General features: G+C 67.3%; 16 protein-coding genes and 1 tRNA gene. 8 read left to right on the top strand and 9 right to left on the bottom strand.

What is annotated here, in order from left to right:
* The first annotated feature begins 77 nt into the window (after window positions 1-77).
* From RJ1_RS17315 to RJ1_RS17300, 4 genes are read left to right on the top strand one after another with little or no spacing between them, the layout of a single operon-like run.
* Window positions 78-1,445: a branched-chain amino acid ABC transporter permease gene (locus tag RJ1_RS17315; protein WP_073361905.1), complete on the top strand. Its 1,368-nt coding sequence runs from the start codon at window positions 78-80 to the stop codon at window positions 1,443-1,445.
* 4 nt (window positions 1,446-1,449) lie between these two features.
* Complete coding sequence (locus RJ1_RS17310) at window positions 1,450-2,439, top strand: branched-chain amino acid ABC transporter permease (protein WP_073361903.1); 990 nt, start codon at window positions 1,450-1,452, stop codon at window positions 2,437-2,439.
* Complete coding sequence (locus RJ1_RS17305) at window positions 2,432-3,451, top strand: ABC transporter ATP-binding protein (protein ID WP_073361901.1); 1,020 nt, start codon at window positions 2,432-2,434, stop codon at window positions 3,449-3,451. Before RJ1_RS17310 ends, RJ1_RS17305 begins: the two co-directional genes overlap by 8 nt.
* Window positions 3,448-4,242 (top strand): ABC transporter ATP-binding protein, encoded by a 795-nt coding sequence (locus RJ1_RS17300; RefSeq protein WP_073361899.1) that lies wholly within the window; start codon window positions 3,448-3,450, stop codon window positions 4,240-4,242. Before RJ1_RS17305 ends, RJ1_RS17300 begins: the two co-directional genes overlap by 4 nt.
* Window positions 4,243-4,308: 66 nt before the next feature.
* Here RJ1_RS17300 and RJ1_RS17295 read toward each other — a convergent pair whose 3' ends face one another.
* Together RJ1_RS17295 and RJ1_RS17290 are read right to left on the bottom strand one after the other, a co-directional pair.
* Window positions 4,309-5,631, bottom strand: a complete 1,323-nt coding sequence (locus RJ1_RS17295) for an ABC transporter substrate-binding protein (protein ID WP_073361896.1) — start codon at window positions 5,629-5,631, stop codon at window positions 4,309-4,311.
* A 322-nt stretch (window positions 5,632-5,953) separates the two neighbouring features.
* The gene (locus RJ1_RS17290) at window positions 5,954-6,583 is read right to left on the bottom strand and encodes an ANTAR domain-containing response regulator (protein ID WP_143048877.1); all 630 of its coding nucleotides are present in this window, start codon (window positions 6,581-6,583) and stop codon (window positions 5,954-5,956) included.
* Window positions 6,584-6,683: 100 nt separating this feature from the next.
* On the opposite strand from RJ1_RS17290, the gene RJ1_RS17285 reads away from it, so the two are divergent.
* Window positions 6,684-6,757: transfer RNA gene (locus RJ1_RS17285), tRNA-Leu, on the top strand.
* An 83-nt stretch (window positions 6,758-6,840) separates the two neighbouring features.
* On the opposite strand, the gene RJ1_RS17280 is transcribed toward RJ1_RS17285, so the two are convergent.
* On the bottom strand, window positions 6,841-7,293 hold the full coding sequence (locus RJ1_RS17280) for a carboxymuconolactone decarboxylase family protein (RefSeq protein WP_073361893.1): 453 nt from the start codon (window positions 7,291-7,293) through the stop codon (window positions 6,841-6,843).
* A gap of 98 nt (window positions 7,294-7,391) precedes the next feature.
* Between RJ1_RS17280 and RJ1_RS17275 the strand changes: the two genes are divergently transcribed.
* The 3 genes from RJ1_RS17275 to RJ1_RS17265 all read left to right on the top strand — a co-directional run bounded on the left by RJ1_RS17275 (window position 7,392) and on the right by RJ1_RS17265 (window position 9,921).
* Window positions 7,392-8,267: a sigma-70 family RNA polymerase sigma factor gene (locus RJ1_RS17275; RefSeq protein ID WP_073361891.1), complete on the top strand. Its 876-nt coding sequence runs from the start codon at window positions 7,392-7,394 to the stop codon at window positions 8,265-8,267.
* Window positions 8,268-8,371: 104 nt separating this feature from the next.
* Window positions 8,372-8,875: an SRPBCC family protein gene (locus tag RJ1_RS17270; RefSeq protein ID WP_005260370.1), complete on the top strand. Its 504-nt coding sequence runs from the start codon at window positions 8,372-8,374 to the stop codon at window positions 8,873-8,875.
* A gap of 20 nt (window positions 8,876-8,895) precedes the next feature.
* Window positions 8,896-9,921, top strand: a complete 1,026-nt coding sequence (locus RJ1_RS17265; RefSeq protein WP_073361889.1) for a glycoside hydrolase family 183 protein — start codon at window positions 8,896-8,898, stop codon at window positions 9,919-9,921.
* 6 nt (window positions 9,922-9,927) lie between these two features.
* Here the strand turns inward: RJ1_RS17265 and RJ1_RS17260 are convergent, their stop codons facing one another.
* From RJ1_RS17260 to gltB, 6 genes are all read right to left on the bottom strand, one after another.
* Window positions 9,928-11,715, bottom strand: a complete 1,788-nt coding sequence (locus RJ1_RS17260; protein ID WP_073361887.1) for an ABC transporter ATP-binding protein/permease — start codon at window positions 11,713-11,715, stop codon at window positions 9,928-9,930.
* 177 nt (window positions 11,716-11,892) lie between these two features.
* Entirely contained in the window at window positions 11,893-12,135 is a 243-nt protein-coding gene (locus tag RJ1_RS17255) for a hypothetical protein (RefSeq protein WP_073361885.1), read from the bottom strand.
* Between the two features lie 107 nt (window positions 12,136-12,242).
* Window positions 12,243-13,121, bottom strand: coding sequence for an acyl-CoA thioesterase (locus RJ1_RS17250; RefSeq protein ID WP_073361883.1), 879 nt, complete (start codon window positions 13,119-13,121; stop codon window positions 12,243-12,245).
* Window positions 13,122-14,540 carry a pyruvate kinase gene (gene pyk, locus RJ1_RS17245; RefSeq protein ID WP_073361881.1) on the bottom strand — a complete coding sequence of 473 codons (1,419 nt, stop codon included), beginning with the start codon at window positions 14,538-14,540 and terminating at the stop codon, window positions 13,122-13,124.
* A gap of 37 nt (window positions 14,541-14,577) precedes the next feature.
* Window positions 14,578-16,080: a glutamate synthase subunit beta gene (locus RJ1_RS17240; protein ID WP_073361879.1), complete on the bottom strand. Its 1,503-nt coding sequence runs from the start codon at window positions 16,078-16,080 to the stop codon at window positions 14,578-14,580.
* Window positions 16,073-20,656, bottom strand: a complete 4,584-nt coding sequence (gltB, locus tag RJ1_RS17235; protein WP_073361877.1) for a glutamate synthase large subunit — start codon at window positions 20,654-20,656, stop codon at window positions 16,073-16,075. Before gltB ends, RJ1_RS17240 begins: the two co-directional genes overlap by 8 nt.
* Window positions 20,657-20,897: the final 241 nt, after the last annotated feature.

Below are 20,897 nucleotides of genomic sequence, written 5' to 3'. Positions count from 1 at the left end.
TCGCCGCACGTTCCTGACCGACTACACGTCCCCGGAGGACCTGCGTGGCCCCAACCGTGAGGAAGCGACTCCCAGCAGTGAGGACGCGACCGACATCCGCGAGGAGACGCACGAGGCGAGGGTCGGTCACCCGGCAACTCGGCCGTGCGTTCGTCCTCGTCCTGCTAGGCCTCGTCGCGGCGATCGCTTTCGGCGGTCCCGCGGCGGCACAGGAACCCACCCCGCCACCACCACCCGCAACCAGCGGGCAACCGACGCCCCCGGAGAACGCGGTGCGGGTCAGCGGCAATCTCAACAACGCCGGCGAACGGCTCGCGGACGTCGAGGTGCGCGCACTCGATTCCTCGGGCACCGAGGTGGCGAAGGCGACGTCGGAGTCCAACGGCCGCTGGGAACTCCAGCTCGCGCCCGGCACGTACACGTTCGAGATCGTCGCCGAGTCCCTTCCCGACGACGTCAGCGTGCAGGGCACGGTGGAACGCGAAGTGGTGGCCGGTCGCACCAACACGGTGATCTTCTCGTTCGGCGAGGCCCGGACCGGTTCCGCGGTCCCGTTCTACGAGAAGCTGATTCGCCAGACCATCGACGGACTCCGGTTCGGCCTCGTCATCGCGATCGCCGGTGTCGGACTGAGCCTGATCTACGGCACCACCGGCCTGACGAACTTCGCGCACGGCGAACTCGTCACCCTCGGAGCGGTTGCGGCGTGGGTGATCAACGTGACGTTCGGGGTGCAGCTGATCCCGGCCACGATCCTCGCCGTCATCGTGGGAATCCTGATCGGTCTGCTGAACAACGCCGCGATCTGGAAACCGCTGCGGCGGCGCAAGACCGGCCTGATCGCGCAGCTGGTGGTGTCGATCGGCCTCGCGATCTCCCTGCGTTACCTGATCCTGATCTTCTTCTCCGATCGCGCGGAGCCGTTCGTCGACTACCAGGCGCAGGTCGAACGGAGCTGGGGACCGATCGCGATCACCGACGCCAACCTCGTGAGCATCGCCATCAGTCTCGTCGTCCTCGTCGGAGTGGCCCTGCTGCTGCAGAAGACCCGCATCGGCAAGGCCATGCGCGCGGTGTCCGACAACCGCGACCTGGCCGCGTCCTCCGGCATCGACGTCGAACGGGTGATCCGCTTCGTGTGGGGTCTCGGCGGCGGCCTCGCCGCCCTCGGCGGCGTCCTGTTCGGCATCTCCGAACTCGGCGGTCGCGTGCAGTGGGAGATGGGCTTCAAGCTCCTGCTGCTGATGTTCGCCGGCATCACGCTCGGCGGACTCGGCACCGCCTACGGGGCGCTGCTCGGCTGCGTGATCGTCGGTCTGCTCGTCCAGCTGTCGACGCTGGTGATCAACCCCGACCTCAAGTACATCGGAGGACTGCTCATCTTGATCGTCATCCTGGTCGTCCGACCTCAGGGCATACTCGGCAGCCGGCAAAGGATCGGGTGAGGGCATGGACGTCACAGGAGCACTCCAGGTCTCTCTCGCCCAGCTGATCGGTCCGTCGGCGATCTTCTACGCGCTGCTCGCGATCGGCCTCAACCTGCACTTCGGCTACGCCGGACTGCTGAACTTCGGTCAGATCGGTTTCGCACTCCTCGGCGGCTACGGCGTCGGGATCATGACCGTCACCTACCATCAGCCGCTGTGGGTCGGCATCCTCGTCGGTCTCGCCGCCGCCGGGCTGCTGGCCGTCGTCCTCGGTATCCCGACGCTGCGGTTGCGGGCCGACTACCTCGCCATCGTCACGATCGCCGCGTCGGAGATCCTGCGGCTGATATTCCGGTCCACCGCTTCGGATTCCATCACCGGATCCACCAACGGCCTGTTCGGTTTCGCGGATCCGTTCACCACGCTCAGCCCGTTCGATTCGGGTAAGCAGTACAACTTCCTCGGCGTCAAGTTCTACGGCGACGACCTCTGGTCGATGGTCGTCGGATGGACCCTCGTCCTCGTGCTGTGCGGGTTCGTGTACCTGCTGACGCACAGCCCGTGGGGCCGCGTCCTCAAGGCCGTCCGCGAGGACGAGGACGCTGCCCGCGCGCTGGGCAAGAACGTCTTCGTCTACAAGATGCAGGCGCTGGTCCTCGGCGGCATGATCGGCGGGCTCGGCGGTGTGTTCAACGCATTGCAGACCAAGTCGATCAACCCCGACTTCTACTCCACCGCCCAGACGTTCTTCGCGTTCGGCGCGCTCATCCTCGGCGGCGCGGCCACCGTCTTCGGACCGGTGGTCGGTGCGATGCTGTTCTGGTTCCTGCTGGCCATCCCGGACGCACTGCTGCGGCAGGCCATCTCCGGGCCCGAACCGCTGTTGCCACTGACGGAACAGCAGGTCGGCGCCATGCGGTTCGTCCTCCTCGGCATCATGATCGCGGTGCTGATGGTCTTCCGGCCGCAGGGCATACTGGGCAACAAGCGGGAGGTGCAGCTCAATGCCTGACCACAGACTGCCGGATCATCTGCAAACCGACACCGTGCTCTCCGCCGAGGAACGGGCCTCCATCTTCACCGACGTCCCGCACTCCCCCGGCGCACCGAAACCCGACCCGATCCTCGTCGTCGACAACGTGTCCCGTACGTTCGGCGGACTCAAGGCCGTCGACGTGGCGCATCTGGAGATTCAGCGCGGCTGCATCACCGGATTGATCGGACCCAACGGAGCAGGCAAGACCACCCTGTTCAACCTCCTCACCGGTTTCGACCGGCCGGACAGCGGCACCTGGTCGATGGACGGGCAGTCCCTCGGCCGGATGTACCCGCACCAGGTGGCGCGCCGCGGCGTCGTCCGCACGTTCCAGCTCACCAAGGCGCTGTCGAAGCTGACGGTGCTCGACAACGTGCGGCTCGGCGCCACCGGGCAACGCGGCGAGCGGATATTCAACACCCTGCTTCCGTGGACGTGGAAGGGACAGGAGCGCGCCGTCACAGAGCGCGCCAACGAATTGCTCGCGCGATTCACACTCGACACCAAGTCCGACGACCTCGCCGGTTCGCTGTCCGGCGGTCAGCGCAAACTGCTCGAGATGGCGCGGGCGCTGATGACGGAACCGACCGTGGTGATGCTCGACGAGCCGATGGCCGGGGTGAATCCGGCACTGACGCAGAGCCTCCTGGGGCACATCAAATCGCTGCGGGACGAGGGCATGACCGTCGTGTTCGTCGAGCACGACATGGACGTCATCCGCGACATCAGCGACTGGGTGGTCGTGATGGCGCAGGGCAGTGTGATCGCCGAATCCACGCCGGAGCATCTCTCGTCCAACAACGCGGTGGTCGATGCCTATCTCGGCAGCCACCACGATCAGGCCCTCGAGTTCGACGCCGAGGGAAACCCGGTGGGCGCCACGGCAGTCCTGGCCGAAGCTCTCGAGAGTGCCGAGGCCGAAACCCTCGAGACCGGCGGCGACCTCTCCGAACCCGACATCACCGAGCTGAGGCGTGAGAACCCATGACCGAACTGACCCCAGCGGAATTCGCGGCCACCCCCGAGGAGCATGCCCGGCTCGCCGAGGGCGCCCTCGTCCGTGCGGACGGCGTGGTGGCCGGCTACATCCCCGGCGTCAACATCCTGCGTGAATGCAACTTCTTTCTGCGCGAGGGTGAGATCGTCGGCATCATCGGCCCCAACGGCGCCGGGAAGTCCACGCTCCTGAAGTCGTTGTTCGGGCTGATTCCGGTGCGTGAGGGATCGGTGACCCTGCGCGGCGAGGACATCACGTCCAAACCGGCCCACGTCCTCGTCCAGAAGGGCGTCGGTTACGTCCCGCAGACGCAGAACGTCTTTCCGTCGCTGACCATCGAGGAGAACCTGGAGATGGGGGTGTATCTGCGCCCCAAGCTCTTCGCCGAACGGTTCGCGTTCGTCGGCGACCTCTTCCCGCTGCTCGCCGAGCGGAAGAAGGTGAAGGCGGGCGCACTGTCCGGCGGTGAACGGCAGATGGTCGCGATGGGCCGCGCGCTGATGATGGACCCGTCCGTGCTGCTGCTCGACGAGCCGTCCGCCGGACTCTCCCCGATGTTCCAGGACGAGGTGTTCATCCGCTGCAAGAAGATCAACGCGGCGGGCGTCTCGGTGATCATGGTGGAACAGAACGCCCGCCGGTGTCTGCAGATCTGCGACCGCGGGTACGTCCTGGATCAGGGCCGCAACGCCTATACCGACTCCGGCCCCAACCTGATGCACGACCCGAAGGTGATCGAGCTGTACCTCGGGACCCTGGCGGGAAGTCAGGAGAAGAAGTAGCTCACTGCATACACACGACTGTGGGCCAGGTTTCCCTGGCCCACAGTCCGTTTCAGGTGTGTGTGATCACCCGCCGACGACGATGTACCCGTCCGTCGTCAGCTTGTTGTCGGCACCGAACTTCAGCTTGCCGTACGAACCGATCGACGGCTCACCGGCGGCGGCGAAGTCGAGCTTGCCGGTGATGCCGTTGTAGTCGACGTCCGTGCCGGCCTGCACGAGCGGCAGGCACTCCTGGTACGACGTGCAAGGAGTGCCACCCTCGGTGACGTTGTTGATGTTGGCGGCGATGTCGCGACCCGCCGTCGACTTCGCCGACTCCGCCGCGAGCGCGGCGATGACGACGGCGTCGTAGGACTCACCGGCGTAGTTGAAGTCGATCAACCCCGGGTTGATGCCCTTGAGACGGTCCTGGAAGGCCGGACCGACGTCGGTGAGGGGCGTGGTGCCCTGCATGCCGTCGAGCAGCGGCGCGGCGACGGACTCACCGAGCGCGTTACCCATGTTGCCGTCCACGCCGTAGACCTTCATGCCGTCGGACGGGCCGATGCCCACCTCGTGCATGCGGGTGATGATCTTCGCCGACTCCTCGAATCCGACCACCGCGACGGCGTCGGGTGCGAAGTCCTTGACCTGGTCGACCTCCGAGTTGAAGGACTGCGCGTTGGGGTCGTAGATGATCTTCTGGATCTGGTCCTCGGGGATGCCGGCGTCGACGAGGTTCTTCTGGATGTTGTCGGCGAGCCCGGTTCCGTACGGGTCGTTGAGGGCCAGGATGGACACGCGCTGCCCGCCGTCGTCCGAGATGAGCTGCGACACGGCCTGAGCCTGCAGCACATCGGTCGGCGCGGTACGGAAGTACTGGCCCTTGTCCGGGTAGCAGACGAACTGGTCGGACGTGTTGGCCGGGGAGAACATCACGACGCCGGCGCTGGACACCTTGTCGATGACCTTCAGCGACACCGAGGACGACGCCGCACCGATGATCACCTGCGTGCCTGCGGCCAGTTCCCTGTCCACGGTGGTGTTCGCCGTGTCGGTGGTGGTGTCGCCCGAGTCGCCGGGAATCAGTTGGACCGGCTGACCGAGAACCCCACCGGCGGCATTGACGTCGTTGACACCGAGCTGGGTACCCGCCACCATCGGCGGTCCGAGGAAGGAGAGGCTTCCCGTGTCGGGGAGCAGGGTTCCGATCTTCAGTGGCGCAGTGGACGGGGCACCCGCTGCCGCCGCCTCTTCGGGGGTGCAGTCGGTGGAAACAGTGGTGGCCGAGGCAGAGCTGTCACTCCCACTCGCGGAGTCGTCGCCACTGTCCGAACTACAACCTGCCAGTGCGAGTGATGCCGCGCCGAGAACCGCGGCCGCCCGCACGAGGGTCCGTTTAGCCATCCAAACTCTCCTTAGATCACCTGTGTGCGGGCGCCACCCGAGTTGGCGTCCGCTGTGGGATCAGACGCTAGCGGTCCGGCGGCTTTCGCGATCCGTCCGGAAAGCCTCGTGACCTTACTGTGATCTGAAAATCGCGAGTGTTTACGCGGACGTAGCGTGACGGGCCTCAGTCGGCGACGAGGAGGCGCACGGAGTCGACGACAACCTGATGCCGGAGACCCAGACCCTGCGGTGGGCCGACGTCAGCCGCTCCGCGGACTTCCCGGCCGGCGCCTGAACCGTCTCCGGCGAAAACGCGTCGGCTGTCGCCGAACTCGCGAGGTCAGCTCGAGGGGGCTTCCCCGCCGAGGGTCTCGAGGACCACCTGGGCGACCGCCTTCATGGTGGACCGGCGGTCCATCGCGGCCCGCTGGATCCACTTGAACGCCTCGGGCTCGGTCAGCGACTGCTTCTCCATCAGCACGCCCTTGGCGCGTTCGACGATCTTGCGGGTCTCCAGTCGCTCCGACAGATCGGAGATCTCCCGCTCGAGCGCCGTCACCTCCTTGAACCGGCTCGCCGCCAACTCGACCGCAGGCACCAGGTCGGCCGTGGAGAACGGCTTGACGAGATACGCCATCGCCCCGGCGTCCCGAGCCCGCTCCACCAGCTCGCGCTGACTGAACGCTGTGAGAATGACCACCGGCGCAATACGTTTCGCCGCGATCTCCGACGCCGCATCGATGCCGTCGCGACGGGGCATCTTCACGTCCATGATCACGAGGTCCGGTTTCAGCTCCACCGCCAGGTCGACGGCGGCCTGGCCGTCCCCCGCCTCACCGACCACGTCGTAGCCCTCTTCCCGCAGCATCTCGACCAGATCGAGCCTGATCAGCGCCTCGTCCTCGGCCACCACGACCCGTCGCGGCTGCGACGGCACACCTTGCTGCTGGGGAGCGTTCATGGCCATCATTCTCCTCTGCTCGGACGACCCCGGCGCGGGGAGCGAACGTTAGAAGGGTACCGGTGGTTGACTCCCGACGGCGATCTTCTACAGTGGTACAGCGCAACACGCCCTCGTATCCCAATTGGCAGAGGAAACGGATTCAAAACCCGTCCAGTGTGAGTTCGAGTCTCACCGAGGGCACTGCCAGAATTTCACCCGCGACCGCAGGTCAGATGCTTTCTCTGACCTGCGATTCGCGTCTCCTCCCCCTTACGGTGCCTGTGTCACCACTGTCCCGCGACCTGCCGGGTGGCGGCGTTGAGGCGGTTCCACAGGTTCACGGTGGCGATCGACAGGACCAGCGCAGCGAGCGCCTCCTCGTCGTAGTGCCGGGCGGCCTCGTCCCACACGTCGTCGGGCACCGCGTCCGCGCGATCACTCAACCGGGTCATCGACTCGGCGAGTGCCAGGGCCGCGCGTTCGGCGTCGCTGAAGTACGGCGCCTCCCGCCATGCCGACACGGCGAAGATCCGCTCGTTGGTCTCCCCCTCCTTTTCCAGCTCACGCGCATGCATGTCCACGCACACGCTGCATCCGTTGATCTGACTCGATCGCAGGTGCACGAGGGCATGGGTCACGGGCGGCACGTCCGCCTTCGACGCAGCCTTCCCCAGAGCGAGAAGTGCCTTCATGGCATCGGGAACGATCATCGCGGGGTTGGTCATTCGGGCTTTCATGATTGCCTGCCTCCAAAGGTATTCGGGTGATGTGATGTCACCTCGGCTTGTTTTCGTTCGTCACTGGTATGACGGACCGCGACGAGAGAATGTGACAGATGGACGACAACGAATTTCTGGCGCACCGATTCGAGCAGAACCGGACGCATCTGAAAGCGGTCGCGTACCGGATGCTCGGCTCGCTCAGCGAGGCGGACGACGCCGTCCAGGAGGGCTGGCTCCGGCTCAGCCGCGCCGAGGTGGCGGAGGTGGAGAACCTGCGTGGATGGTTGACGACGGTCGTCGCGCGAGTCTGCCTCGACATGCTCCGCTCACGGAGGACGCGGCGCGAGGAGTCCCTGGACATCCACGTGCCCGATCCGATCGTGAGGGAGATCGATGGAGCCGATCCCGAACACGAGGCGGTGCTCGGCGACTCCGTCGGTCTCGCGCTGCTGGTCGTCCTCGACACCTTGGCGCCCGCCGAACGGCTCGCCTTCGTGTTGCACGACATGTTCGCCCTCTCCTTCGACGAGATCGCTCCGATCGCCGGACGCACCCCCGGCGCGACCCGGCAACTCGCGAGCCGCGCACGCCGCCGCGTCCAGGGATCCGAACCGGTTCCGGACGCCGATCTCGCCCGCCAGCGGGAGGTCGTCGAGGCATTCATGGCCGCCTCGCGCGGCGGACGGTTCGATGCCCTGCTGGAGTTGCTCGACCCGGACATCGTCCTACGCGCCGACCACGGCGGGCCGGGATCCACCCTGGTGCGCGGCGCCCGCGCCGTCACCGAGCAGGCCCTCACCTTCTCCCGCTTTGCTCCGTTCGCCCGGCTCGCACTGGTGAACGGCGCCGCCGGAGTGGTGGCCGCACCCGACGGAAAGGCCATGTCGGTCATGGCCTTCACCGTCGTGGGCGGGAAGATCGCCCGGATCGACATCCTCGCCGACCCGCACCGCCTGCAGCGTCTGGGCCTGTCCTCGGTCGACGACTGACGACCCGCAGGTAGCAGCTGTTTTTTGTGGCCGATCCTGGGGTTCTGCGCCGTCCTGCCAGTACCATGGTGGGACAGGTACGCCCTCGAGCACGGAGGTCACCCATGGAGCTCGGCACCGTCACATTCACCTACGACGGGCGGGTAGCCCTTCGATTCCAGCAAGCGCTCTCGCACTCGCCGGAGAAGGTGTGGCGTGTTCTCACCGACCCGCAGTACCTGAAGGCCTGGTTCCCCGCCGATGTCGAATTCGACCTCACTCCGGGCGCCGAACTCGTCTTCCGGGTCACTCCGGAGCAGGTGCGCCGATTCGGACTGCCCGCCGATCAGACCACCACCGGAACGGTCATCTCGGTTCACCCCGCGCACATCCTCGAGTATCTGTGGGATGCGGAGACGCTGCATTGGGAACTCGTTCCGGACGGTAGCGGCGGCTGCTGGCTGACGCTCACCCACACCGTGGAAGAGGAAGAATCCGCCTACGCGCACGCCGCCGGCTGGCACGCAGGACTCGAAGTGGTCGAAGCGCAGCTCGACGGCCGCGAGGTCGACTGGTCGCCGTGGGATCGCGCCGACGAACTCGCCGCGTCCTACCGCAAGACGTCCTGACCGCTCACCGACTGGGAGGAGTGCGTATCCCGGGCAGCACGACCACACCGGCAGCGACCTTCGTCAAGGAGGTCACCGGCGCGGCGACGCGGCGTTGGGGTGTGCACGGCACCGACCTCGGCTGTCCCGTGCGCCTGGCCGACGGCAGGTTCGCGTTCTTCTTCGGCGACACGTTCAGCTCACACGGTCGACAGGGCCGCGGGTGGCGCAGTCCCGTGATGCTGCGCTCCGCCACAACCGATCTCCGCGCCGGCATCGAGTTCGAATCCGCAGCGGGCGGCCGGAAGGCGCGGGAGATCCTTCCCAACGCGCACGACGTCCGCGAACTCCCCGACCGGGATTCGCCGGGCAGTGAGTTCACCGTCGTTCCCGCGGACGCCGTCACGATCGACGACCGGACATATCTGTCCGTCGTCAGTGTGCACTCGTGGAAGTCGGCCGACTGGCCGACGAACTTCACATATCTCGCGTGTTCCGACGACGGCGGCGAGAATTGGCACCGCACACCCGCCCGCTGGGACAACCGCGGCGGGTCGCTCGACCAACTGTGGACCATGGAACGCCACGACGGCTACGTCTACGTGATCTCCAGCGCGTTCGACCGCACCAATCCGGGCGGGATGATTCTGCGGCGGGTCCCCGAAGCGCACATTCTCGATCCGGCAGCCTACGAGGACTGGGGCTGGGACCCCGCCACGGACTGGGCCTGGGGCCAACCCGCGACGCCGATCCTGCCGGGGCCCGTCGGCGAGATGTGCCTGCGAAACATCGCGGGCACTTGGGTCCTCGCGTACTTCGATCCCGCTGTCCACGCGATCGTCACCCGCACCGCGGAGCGTATCGACGGCCCGTGGTCGGAGCCGATCGTGCAGGTCGCCGGTGGCGACTGGGGAGCCGCGTACGGAACGTGGGCGCAGATCTACGGCGGCTACATCCATCCCGCATCCACCCGGGACGACCTGCATCTGTTTGTGTCGCAATGGAACACGACCACGGGAGACCCGTACCGCGTCCTCCAGTTCAGGACACGGTTGGACGTGAGGTAGCCGGCCTCACCCGACGAGTTCCGACTCCGTCCACCGCCCCTCCCCCTCGAGTTCCACCCCACGGGAGTGGAATTGGTTCAGGGTGCTGCGGTGCCCGACGCTCACCACGATGCTGTCCGGGAGTTCGGTCCCGAGCAGGGTGTAGAGCGTGTGCTCGAGCCCCTCGTCGATCGCCGACGTGGCCTCGTCGAGGAAGATCACCGCGGGCCGGGCGATCAGCACCCGCGCAAACGAGAGACGCTGCTGCTCACCCGGCGACAGGATGCGCGTCCAGTCGGCGGTCTCGTCGAGGCGATCACCCAGGTTGCCCAGCGACACCTTCGTCAGCGCGTCGCGCACGACGTCGTCCGACGCCGTCGGCTCCTTCGGGTACGCCAGCGCGGTCCGCAGGGAACCGAGGGGCAGGTACGGCCGCTGGGAGAGGAAGATCGCCTCCCCCGAGGGCCGGGACACGGTGCCGTCGGCGTAGGGCCACAGATCGGCGAGGGTGCGGAGCAGGGTCGTCTTTCCCGACCCCGAAGGACCTTTGACCAGCAACGACTGGCCGGGGCTCACGGTGAGCGCGAGGCCCTCGATGAGCGTCTCGCCCGTCGGGATGCGCACGTCCAGCTTCTCGACCTGGAGATCGTCGCCCGACTTGCCGGTCTTCAGGACCGGAAGTTCGGCAGCGTGCTGGTTGTCGTTGGCGAGGCCGTTGAGTCGGATGAGGGTGGCGCGGAAACTCGCGAAGTCGGCATACGACTCACGGAAGAAGGACAGCGAGTCGTGGACCTGGCCGAAGGCCTGCGACGTCTGCATCACGTCACCGAGCGACACCTGGCCGGTGAACAGTCGCGGACCCTGCACGAGGAACGGGAAGATGACGGCCGTCTGGTTGACGGTGAGGTTCCATCCGCTGAACTTCAAGGTCCGGAAGACGATCTGCCACATGTTCCGGATGACGTCCGCGAATCGGCCGGCGAGGGTACGGCGCTCGACGTTCTCGCCGCGGAAGAAGGCGATGCTCTCGCCGTACTCCCGCACCCGGATCAGCGCGTAGCGGAAGTTGGCGCCGAGTTTCTCGTTGAGGAAGTTCAGCTTGATGAGGGGCTTGCCGATCCAGAACGCGACCACCGTGGTCACCAGCACGTAGATGTAGACGAGGAAGATCATCGCCCGCGAGATCTCGACGCCGAACACGGTCATCGGGCCGGACAGGTCCCACAGGATTCCGGTGAACGACACGATCGACAGCACCGCCGTCACCGCCCCCATCGACAGCGAGCGGGACGTGGTCACGAAGTTGGTGATGTCGGCCTGGATGCGCTGGTCCGGGTTGTCGATCGCGTCGTCCAGGAACCGGTCGCGGTAGTACGCGCGGCTGTCGAGCCAGTCGTCGACGAGGTGATGGTTGAGCCACGTCCGCCAGTCGATGTCGAGGGTCTGCCCGATCAGGTACTCGACCAGGGCCCGCACGACGTGGACCGTCGCCAGAATGGCGAACACGCGGAGGAAGTGCCAGAACGCCGTCTCGTCCAGGTTCTGGATCGAATCGTAGAAGTCGTTGTACCAGTAGGAGAACAGCACCGTCATCCGCACCGCGAAGACGGTCGACAAGAGCAGCACCGCCAGGATCGCCAACGGCTTGGGGCTGCGCCGCGGATCGAAGTAAGGCGCGGCGAAGCGCCAGAACTGCCTGCCCCATTTGGTGAACCGCGCGAGCAGTATCACCACGACGACGAACACGACGACAGTCATGACGTAGGCCTTGAGCAGCCACATCGAGCTGTCCCACACGACGTTGTTCCAGTCCACGACCCATATCCCCGATCACGAGGTGAAACTCACCAGAAAGATGGCGAAGTCTAACCCCGCACGCCGGTGATCGGCGAGAGATACGCGCAGGACACGCGTCCGATGTCCCTTTTGCGCGGTTTCGGCCGCGCGGGTGGAACATCGGGCCGCGCGGAAGGGATCACGTCGGCGTTACGGCTACGAGTCCTTCTCCGGCTCAGGCTTTTTCAGGTTGCCTTCGTCGTCGACGTAGTCGTCGAAGGCGGTACCCGACACCGTCCCGTCGGAGCCGGGCAGGACGACCGTCTCCCGGGCGCCCGGCTCGTAGCGCGCGTCGATCTCTTCCATCTTCTTCTTGGCTTCGGCGATCGCCTCGTCGTCGGGAACGGGGATCTCGGTCTCCCGGCCGCTGTTCTTCTGCTCGGGTTCGTCTGCGCTCATGGTGCACGTCCGTTCCGTCTCGGAGATTCCAGACCGACCATACGCTCCGGTCAGCAGTTGGACTACCGTTCAAAACCGTTCGCAGGCAAAGGAATGGCCGACACACCCTAGGTGCGGGGCGGGAAGTGGCGGATCAGGCCCTCCTGGACCACGGTCGCCAGCAACTCGCCCTCGATCGAGAAGAACCGGCCCGTCGCGAGACCACGGGAACCCGCCGCGACCGGCGACTCGGTGGCGTACAGAGTCCAGTCGTCGAACCGGAACGGCCGGTGGAACCAGATCGAATGGTTGACGGTGGCCGCGACGATCCGGTCCAGCCCCCACGACAATCCGTGCGTAGTGATGATGGAATCGAGGACCGTGGTGTCCGACGAGTAGCCCATGACGGCCACGTGAATCAGCGGGTCGTCCGGAAGGTCCCCGTCCGACTTCATCCAGACGCGGTTGTGGGTGAGCTTCTCCCCCGTGCCCTTCAAGATCCACGACGGATCGTTCGCGTAGCGCATGTCGATCGGCTTGAGGGCGTCGACGAACATCTTCAGTCGATCCTCGTACCCCATGAAGTGGTCGCCCAGCGGCGGCAGCGTGTCCGGGAACGGGACGTCGGGCACCTCGACCGCGTGCTCGAGACCCTTGCCCCAATCCTGGAACGCCGCCAACATGACGAACAGTTCCTGCCCGTCCTGCAACGCCGTGACCTGACGGTTCGCGAACGCCCGGCCGTCGCGGTGCCGTTCGACGCGGTACTCGATGGGTTCCTTGACGTTGCCGCCACGGATGAAGTGGGCGTTGATCGCGTGCACGGCGCGCTCGCCGCTGACGGTGCGGCCGGCGGCGACCAGTGCCTGGGAGATCAACTGGCCGCCGAACGTCCGGCTACCCACCTGCGCGGGATGCCGACCTCTGTACGTGTCCTCCCCGGTCTTCTCGAGGTCGAGAAGTTCGAGCAGGGTCTGGAGATCGGTCTTCGCCGCGACTTCGCTCACCTAGTGGTCCTCTTCGCCGATTCTGTGCACGTGGATCAGGTTGGTAGAGCCTACGGTGCCGGGGGGCGAACCCGCGACGATGACCACCAGTTCACCCTTCTGGTACCGGCCCAGACCAAGGAGCGCGTGGTCGACCTGCCGCACCATCGCGTCCGTGCTGTCGACCGGATCGACGATGAACGTCTCCGTTCCCCACGTCAGCGACAACTGGCTACGCACCTCCGGCAGCGGGGTGAACGCCAGCAACGGCAGCGGCGTGTGCAGACGGGCCAGGCGGCGCACCGTGTCACCGGACTGCGTGAACGCCACCAACGCCTTCGCGTCGAGGCGCTCCCCGATATCGCGGGCGGCATACGAGATGACACCACGCTTGGTGCGCGGCACGTGGGTCAGCGGCGGCACCTGCGTGGACTCGTTCTCCACAGCCTCGACGATCCGGGCCATCGTGCGCACCGTCTCCATCACGTACTTGCCGACCGACGTCTCACCGGACAGCATGACCGCGTCGGCACCGTCGAGCACGGCATTGGCGACGTCGGACGCCTCGGCGCGGGTGGGCCGCGAGTTCTCGATCATCGACTCGAGCATCTGCGTGGCCACGATAACCGGCTTCGCGTTCTCGCGGGCGATCTGGATCGCGCGCTTCTGCACCAGCGGCACCTGCTCGAGCGGCAGCTCGACACCGAGGTCACCACGGGCGACCATCACCGCGTCGAACGCGAGCACGATTGCCTCGAGGTTGTCGATCGCCTCCGGCTTCTCCAGCTTCGCGATGACCGGGATCCGGCGGCCGACCCGATCCATCACGGCGTGAACCAGTTCGACGTCGGCCGGCGACCGCACGAACGACAGGGCGATGAAGTCGACACCGAGGCCGAGCGCGAACTCGAGGTCCGCGATGTCCTTCTCCGACAGCGCCGGGACCGACACGTTCATCCCCGGCAGCGACACACCCTTGTTGTTGCTGACCGGACCACCCTCGGTGACCCGGCAGACCACGTCGTTGTCCTCGACGCCGGTGACGACGAGACCGACCTTGCCGTCGTCGACGAGCAGCCGATCACCGGCCTTGGCGTCCTCGGCGAGCTGCTTGTAGGTGGTCGACACCCGGTCGTGGGTTCCCTCGACGTCGTCGACGGTGATGCGCACGACCTCACCGTTGGCCCACGTGGTGCGGTCCTCTGCGAACCGGCCGAGCCGGATCTTCGGTCCCTGGAGGTCGGCGAGGACACCGACCGCCTTCCCGGTCGCATCCGAGGCGGCGCGGACTCGTTTGTAATTCTCCTCGTGGTCGGAGTGATCTCCGTGGCTGAAGTTCAGCCGGGCCACGTCCATACCGCTTTCGACGAGTTCGCGAATTCGGTCACCGGTGGCGGTAGCAGGTCCAAGTGTGCATACGATCTTCGTGCGTCGGTTCACGGCCTCGAGCCTAGTCGTCCCGCGCGCCCTTCTCCATTTAGACGACTGCCAGCGGGAGCGCCGTCGGATGCACCGGCGACGGCAGGTCCGACGCCCCCGTCAGATACACGTCGACGGCGTGCGCCGCGGACCGGCCCTCCGCGATTGCCCACACGACGAGCGACGCGCCGCGGTGCGCGTCCCCGCAGACGAACACCCCGGGTGCGGTGGTCTGCCAATCGGGCCCGCAGGAGAGGGCGCCGCGCCGGGTCGGCGACAGCCCGTAGTCGTCCAGCAGCGGCCCGAGGTCCACACCCTCGAACCCGATCGCGAAAAGCGCCAGTTCGCAGGGCAATTCGATTTCCTCGCCGACCGGCGTGATGATGCGCTTGCCGTCCTCGCGGGTTACCTGGACCTCGGCGAGCACCATGGATCGGACGTTCCCGTGCGCGTCGCCGAGGAAGCGCTGCACCGCGACCTGGTAGCGGCGCACACCGCCCTCGGCGTGCGCGGGCGACGTGCGCAGCACCATCGGCCATGCGGGCCACGGGGTCGCGGACTCGTCCCGTTCCGTCGGCAACTCCGGGTTGTAGTCCAGTTGCGTCACCGACACCGCACCCTGCCGGTGCGCCGTTCCGAGGCAGTCGGCGCCGGTGTCGCCGCCGCCGATGATGACGACGTGCTTGCCCTTGGCGGTGATCGTGGCGGGACCGTCCCCCTCGCATTCCTTGTTCGAGGTCACCAGATGTTCCATCGCGAGATGGATCCCGTTCAGCTCGCGGCCCTCCACGGTCGTGTTGTCGCGGGCCCGCAGCGCGCCGATCGCGAGCACGACGGCGTCGAACTGCTCGCGCAACTGCTCCACCGTGAGATCGACCCCGACCTCGCAGTCGGTGACGAAGTGTGTGCCCTCGGCGCGCATCTGCATGAGCCGCTGATCGAGGATCGCCTTCTCCATCTTGAATTCCGGGATGCCGTACCGCAGCAGTCCCCCGAGCCGGTCGTCGCGCTCGTACACGGTGACATCGTGACCCGCCCGGGTCAGCTGCTGAGCCGCCGCGAGACCGGCCGGGCCGGACCCGACCACCGCGACCTTCCGGCCCGTCGCGATCATCGGTGGCTTGGGCACCACCGTGCCCGATTCCCACGCCACGTCGGCGATGGCCTGCTCGATCCGCTTGATCGTGACGCTGCCCGTCGTGTGCGTGTCGGCGAGCGCCAGCACACACGCCGACTCGCACGGCGCCGGGCACACCCGTCCCGTGAACTCCGGGAAGTTGTTGGTGGCGTGCAAGCGCTCACTGGCCGCCGACCAGCGGCCGCGGCGCACGAGGTCGTTCCACTCCGGGATCAGATTGCCCAGCGGACAGCCCGCACCCCCGGAGTGGCAGAACGGGATTCCGCAATCCATGCACCGGGCCGCCTGCTCGGACACCTCGGCCGCCCGCTCCGCCGGACTCTGCGGCGCGTACACCTCGTGCCAGTCGTGCACCCGCTCCGCGATCGGACGCTTGGGCGCCTCCTTCTTCACGATGTGCAGAAAGCCCTGTGGGTCAGCCACGTGCCGCCTCCATGATCGCAGTGTCGACGTCGAGTCCCTCCGCCTTGGCCATCCGGGTCGCGTCCAGCACCCGCTGGTAATCGACCGGCATCACCTTGGTGAACAGCGCGGACCGCCGCGGCCAGTCGGCGAGCACCGACGCGGCCACCGCCGACCCCGTCCACCGGTGGTGCCGGGTGACCGCGCCGTGCAACCAGTCGAGGTCGTCCGGATCGGGTTGCAGCAGTGTGACCATCGCCGGGTTGACGTCCGCCGGGTCCAGGTCGAGGACGTACGCGATGCCGCCGGACATGCCGGCCGCCACGTTCCGTCCGGTCGGTCCGAGGATCACGACCCGTCCGCCCGTCATGTACTCGCAGGCGTGGTCGCCGACCCCCTCCACGACCGCCGCAGCACCGGAGTTGCGCACCGAGAAGCGCTCACCGACCCGCCCCCGGAGGTACAACTCCCCCGACGTGGCGCCGTAGAGCAGGGTGTTGCCGGCGATCACCTGGGTTTCCGGGACGAACAGGACGTCGTCGGCGGGGCGGACGACGATCCGTCCGCCCGACAATCCCTTGCCGACGTAGTCGTTGGCGTCACCGGTCAGGTCGATCGTGATGCCCGGCGGCAGGAACGCGCCCAGCGACTGCCCGGCCGAACCGGTGAACGTGAGCCGGATCGTGTCGTCCGGCAACCCGGAAGCGCCGTAGCGGCGGGTGACCTCCGCGCCGAGCAGCGTGCCGACGGTCCGGTTGACGTTGCGCACCGGCATCTCGATCTCCACGGCGTGAGCGTCCTCGAGGGCACCCTCCGCCAACTGGATGAGGGTGCGGTCCAGCGCCCGGTCCAGTCCGTGGTCCTGGTCGCGGTCCCGGCGCCGCTGCGGCAGCCGCGCCCCGTCCGGCCCGGTGGGGACGGCGAAGATCGGGCTGAGGTCGAGTCCGCGATTCTTCCAGTGCGCGATCCCCTGCGCGGTCTCGAGGACGTCGGCGTGCCCGACGGCCTCGTCGATGCTGCGGAACCCGAGGTCGGCCAGGTACTGCCGCACGTCCTCGGCGACGAACCGGAAGAACTCCTCGACGAATTCCGGTTTGCCGGTGTAGCGCTTACGCAGTTCCGGATTCTGGGTGGCGACCCCCACGGGGCAGGTGTCGAGGTGACAGACCCGCATCATGATGCACCCGGCCACGATCAGCGGGGCCGTCGAGAAACCGAACTCCTCCGCCCCCAGCAGCGCCGCGACCACGACGTCCCGCGCGGTGCGCATCCCGCCGTCGCACTGCACCGTGATCCGGTCGCGCAGCCCGTTGAGCACGAGCGTCTGCTGGGCGTCGGCCAGGCCGATCTCCCACGGCGCCCCCGCATGCTTCATCGACGTCAGCGGGGTGGCGCCGGTGCCGCCGTCGTTGCCGGATATGAGGACCACGTCGGCGTGCGCCTTGCTGACGCCGGCCGCGACCGTCCCCACGCCCACCGAGCTGACCAGCTTCACGTGCACGCGGGCCCGATCGTTGGCGTTCTTCAGGTCGTGGATCAGCTGGGCGAGATCCTCGATCGAATAGATGTCGTGGTGCGGCGGCGGCGAGATCAGCCCGACCCCCGGCGTCGAGTGCCGGGTCTCGGCGACCCACGGATACACCTTGTACGCCGGCAGCTGGCCGCCCTCACCGGGCTTGGCGCCCTGCGCCATCTTGATCTGGATGTCGCTGGCATTGATCAGGTAGTCGCTGGTGACGCCGAACCGGCCGCTCGCCACCTGCTTCACGGCGCTGCGTCGCGACGGATCGTAGAGGCGGTCGACGTTCTCGCCGCCCTCGCCCGTATTGGAGCGTCCGCCGAGATTGTTCATCGCGACGGCCATCGTCTCGTGCGCCTCGGCCGAGATCGACCCGTAGCTCATCGCGCCCGTGTTGAACCGGGTGACGATCCGCTCCACCGGTTCCACCTCGTCCAGCGGCACCGGCGGTCGCACGCCCTCCCGGAACGTGAAGAGGCCGCGCAGCGCCCCACCGGCCTCCACGAGCCGGTTCACCTCGTCGCTGTACTTCGCGAACACCTCGTGCCGACCCGTGCGGGTGGCGTGCTGCAGCAGGAACACCGTCTCCGGGGTGAACAGGTGCAGTTCGCCGTCGCGGCGGAACTGGTACTCGCCACCGTCCTCGAGTCGCCGGTGGGCGAACTCCGCCGGATTGTCCGGGTAGGCCTGCCGGTGCCGGACCATGACCTCGCGGGCGAGTTCGTCGAGACCGGCGCCGCCGAGTTTGCTGACCGTGCCCTTGAAGTATTCGTGGACGAGGTCGCGGTCCAGGCCGATCGCCTCGAATACCTGCGCCGCGGTGTACGAGCCGACGGTGGAGATGCCCATCTTCGACATCACCTTGAGCACACCCTTGCCGAGGGCGGTGAGGAGGTTCCGCACGGCGATGGTGTGCTCGACGCCGGTGAGTTCGCCCTCCGACACGAGGTCCTCGATCGACTCCATCGCGAGGTACGGGTTGACGGCCGCGGCCCCGTATCCGATGAGCAGCGCGAGGTGGTGGACCTCGCGGGCGTCACCGGATTCGACGACCAGCGCCACCTTCGTGCGTTCCTTGGTGCGCACCAGGTGATGGTGCACGGCGGCCACCGCCAGCAGCGACGGGATCGGCGCCCGGGTGTGGTCGGAGTCGCGGTCCGAGATTACCAGCGTGCGGTAACCGTCCGCGATCGCCGCGCTCGCGTGAGCCCGCAACTCCTCGATCGCCTCCGCCATCCCGGTGCCGCCGCGCTCCACGTCGTAGAGCGCGCGGAGTACCGTCGCGGCGAGGCCCGGATGGTTGCCGTCCGCGTTCACGTTGATGATCTTGTTCAGCTCTTCGTTGTCGAGCACCGGCCACGGCAGCACGATCTGCCGACACGACGCCGCGGTGGGCTCCAGCAAATTCTGCTCCGGCCCCATGACCCGCGACAACGACGTGACGATCTCCTCCCGGATCGCGTCGAGCGGCGGGTTGGTGACCTGCGCGAACAGTTCGACGAAGTAATCGTAGAGCAGCCGGGAGCGCTGCGACATCACGGCGATCGGCGTGTCCGTCCCCATCGAGCCGAGCGGCTCCCCGCCGGACGCGGCCATCGGGGCCAGCAGAATCCGCAGATCCTCCTCGGTGTACCCGAACGCCACCTGACGTCGCACCACCGACTCGTGGTTGTGCTGCGCGTGCGGTCGGTCCGGCAGCGTCTTCAACTCGAGCAGACCGGCGTACAGCCATTCGGCGTACGGCTGCTCCGCCGCCAGCCGTGTCTTGATCTCCTCGTCGGGAACGATCCGTCCCTCGGACGTGTCGACCAGGAACATCTGGCCCGGTTCGAGGCGGCCCTTCGCCACGACCTCCGCCTGCGGCACGTCGAGGACACCGCTCTCGCTCGCGAGGACCACCCGGCCGTCGACGGTCTGCCACCAGCGTCCCGGGCGCAGACCGTTGCGGTCCAGCACGGCGCCGACGACGGTCCCGTCGGTGAACGTCACGCACGCCGGGCCGTCCCACGCCTCCATCAGCGACGCGTGGAACTGGTAGAACGCCCGCCGGTCGGGGCACATCGACGTGTCGTTCTCCCACGCCTCCGGCACCATCATCATCACCGCGTGCGCGACGCTGCGCCCGGCGAGGTGCAGGAGTTCGAGCACCTCGTCGAACGACGCCGAATCCGACGCGTCGGGCGTGCAGATGGGATACAGCCTCCGCAGGTCGCCGGGGATCACCGCGCTCGACAGCAGCGCCTCCCGCGCACGCATGCGGTTCCGGTTGCCGCGGACCGTGTTGATCTCGCCGTTGTGCGCGACGAACCGGAAGGGATGCGCCAGCGGCCAGGACGGGAACGTGTTGGTGGAGAACCGGCTGTGGACGATGGCGATCGCGCTCGCGGTCCGCGAATCGCCCAGGTCGGGGAAGTACCGCCCCAGCTGGGACGTGGTCAGCATGCCCTTGTAGACGAGGGTGCGGCTCGACAGGGACGGGAAGTACAGGCCGCTGCCATCGGACTCGATCTCGGGAGTGACCTGCTCGGCCCGTTTGCGGAGCGGGTAGATCAGGCGATCGAGCGCCAGCCCGCCGGGCCGGATTCCCCCGACCGCCGGCGCGGCAACGAACAACTGGGTCATGTGCGGTGCGCAGGCCCGCGCCGTGGAGCCGACGTCGGCGCCGCCCGGATCGACGGGGACCTCACGCCAGCCGAGGACCTCGAGCCCCTCGTCGGCGGCGAGGTCGGCCACGCGCTGCATCGCGGCCGTCCGCGCGCCGGGGTCCTGCGGGAGGAAGCAGATTCCCGCCGCGTAGGTGCTGCTGCCGTCGTCCAGAGGTGCGGGGAGACCGAACTCGACGACATCCTCGAAGAACTCGGTGGGCAGCTGGAGCAGGATGCCGGCGCCGTCTCCGCTGTTCGGTTCCGATCCCGCCGCACCGCGGTGCTCGAGGTTCTCGAGGGCGAGGAGTCCGTCGGAGACGATGGAATGCGAGCGGCGACCGTGCACGTCCGCCACCATGGCGACACCACAGGAATCGACTTCCTGGTCCGGGTCGTACAAGCCCTGGGGACCGGGCGACTGAGTGAACAGCACCGATATACCTCCACATCGGCCAGGAAGACCACCAGTGTGCGCTCCGCACGTGCTGTCGGCGGCCTCCGCTAGCGGGGTCGCCACGACGGGCGCTAACTGCTTTTCGGGGGTCTACCGGGACAGCTTCGGCCCGTGAAGGTTGTAACCGGACATACATCCGGCGCGCTCAGCTTACCAGGACGGATACCCGGCGAGATATGCCGAATCGGGCCCCGGAACGCACTGTGGCCCGTGTCGCATC

Origin of the sequence: Rhodococcus jostii NBRC 16295 (genome assembly GCF_001894825.1) — a bacterium.
GTDB classification, from domain to species: domain Bacteria; phylum Actinomycetota; class Actinomycetes; order Mycobacteriales; family Mycobacteriaceae; genus Rhodococcus_F; species Rhodococcus_F jostii.
The sequence above is the reverse complement of the archived record's forward strand: the minus strand, read 5'-3'. Positions and strand labels throughout refer to the sequence as shown.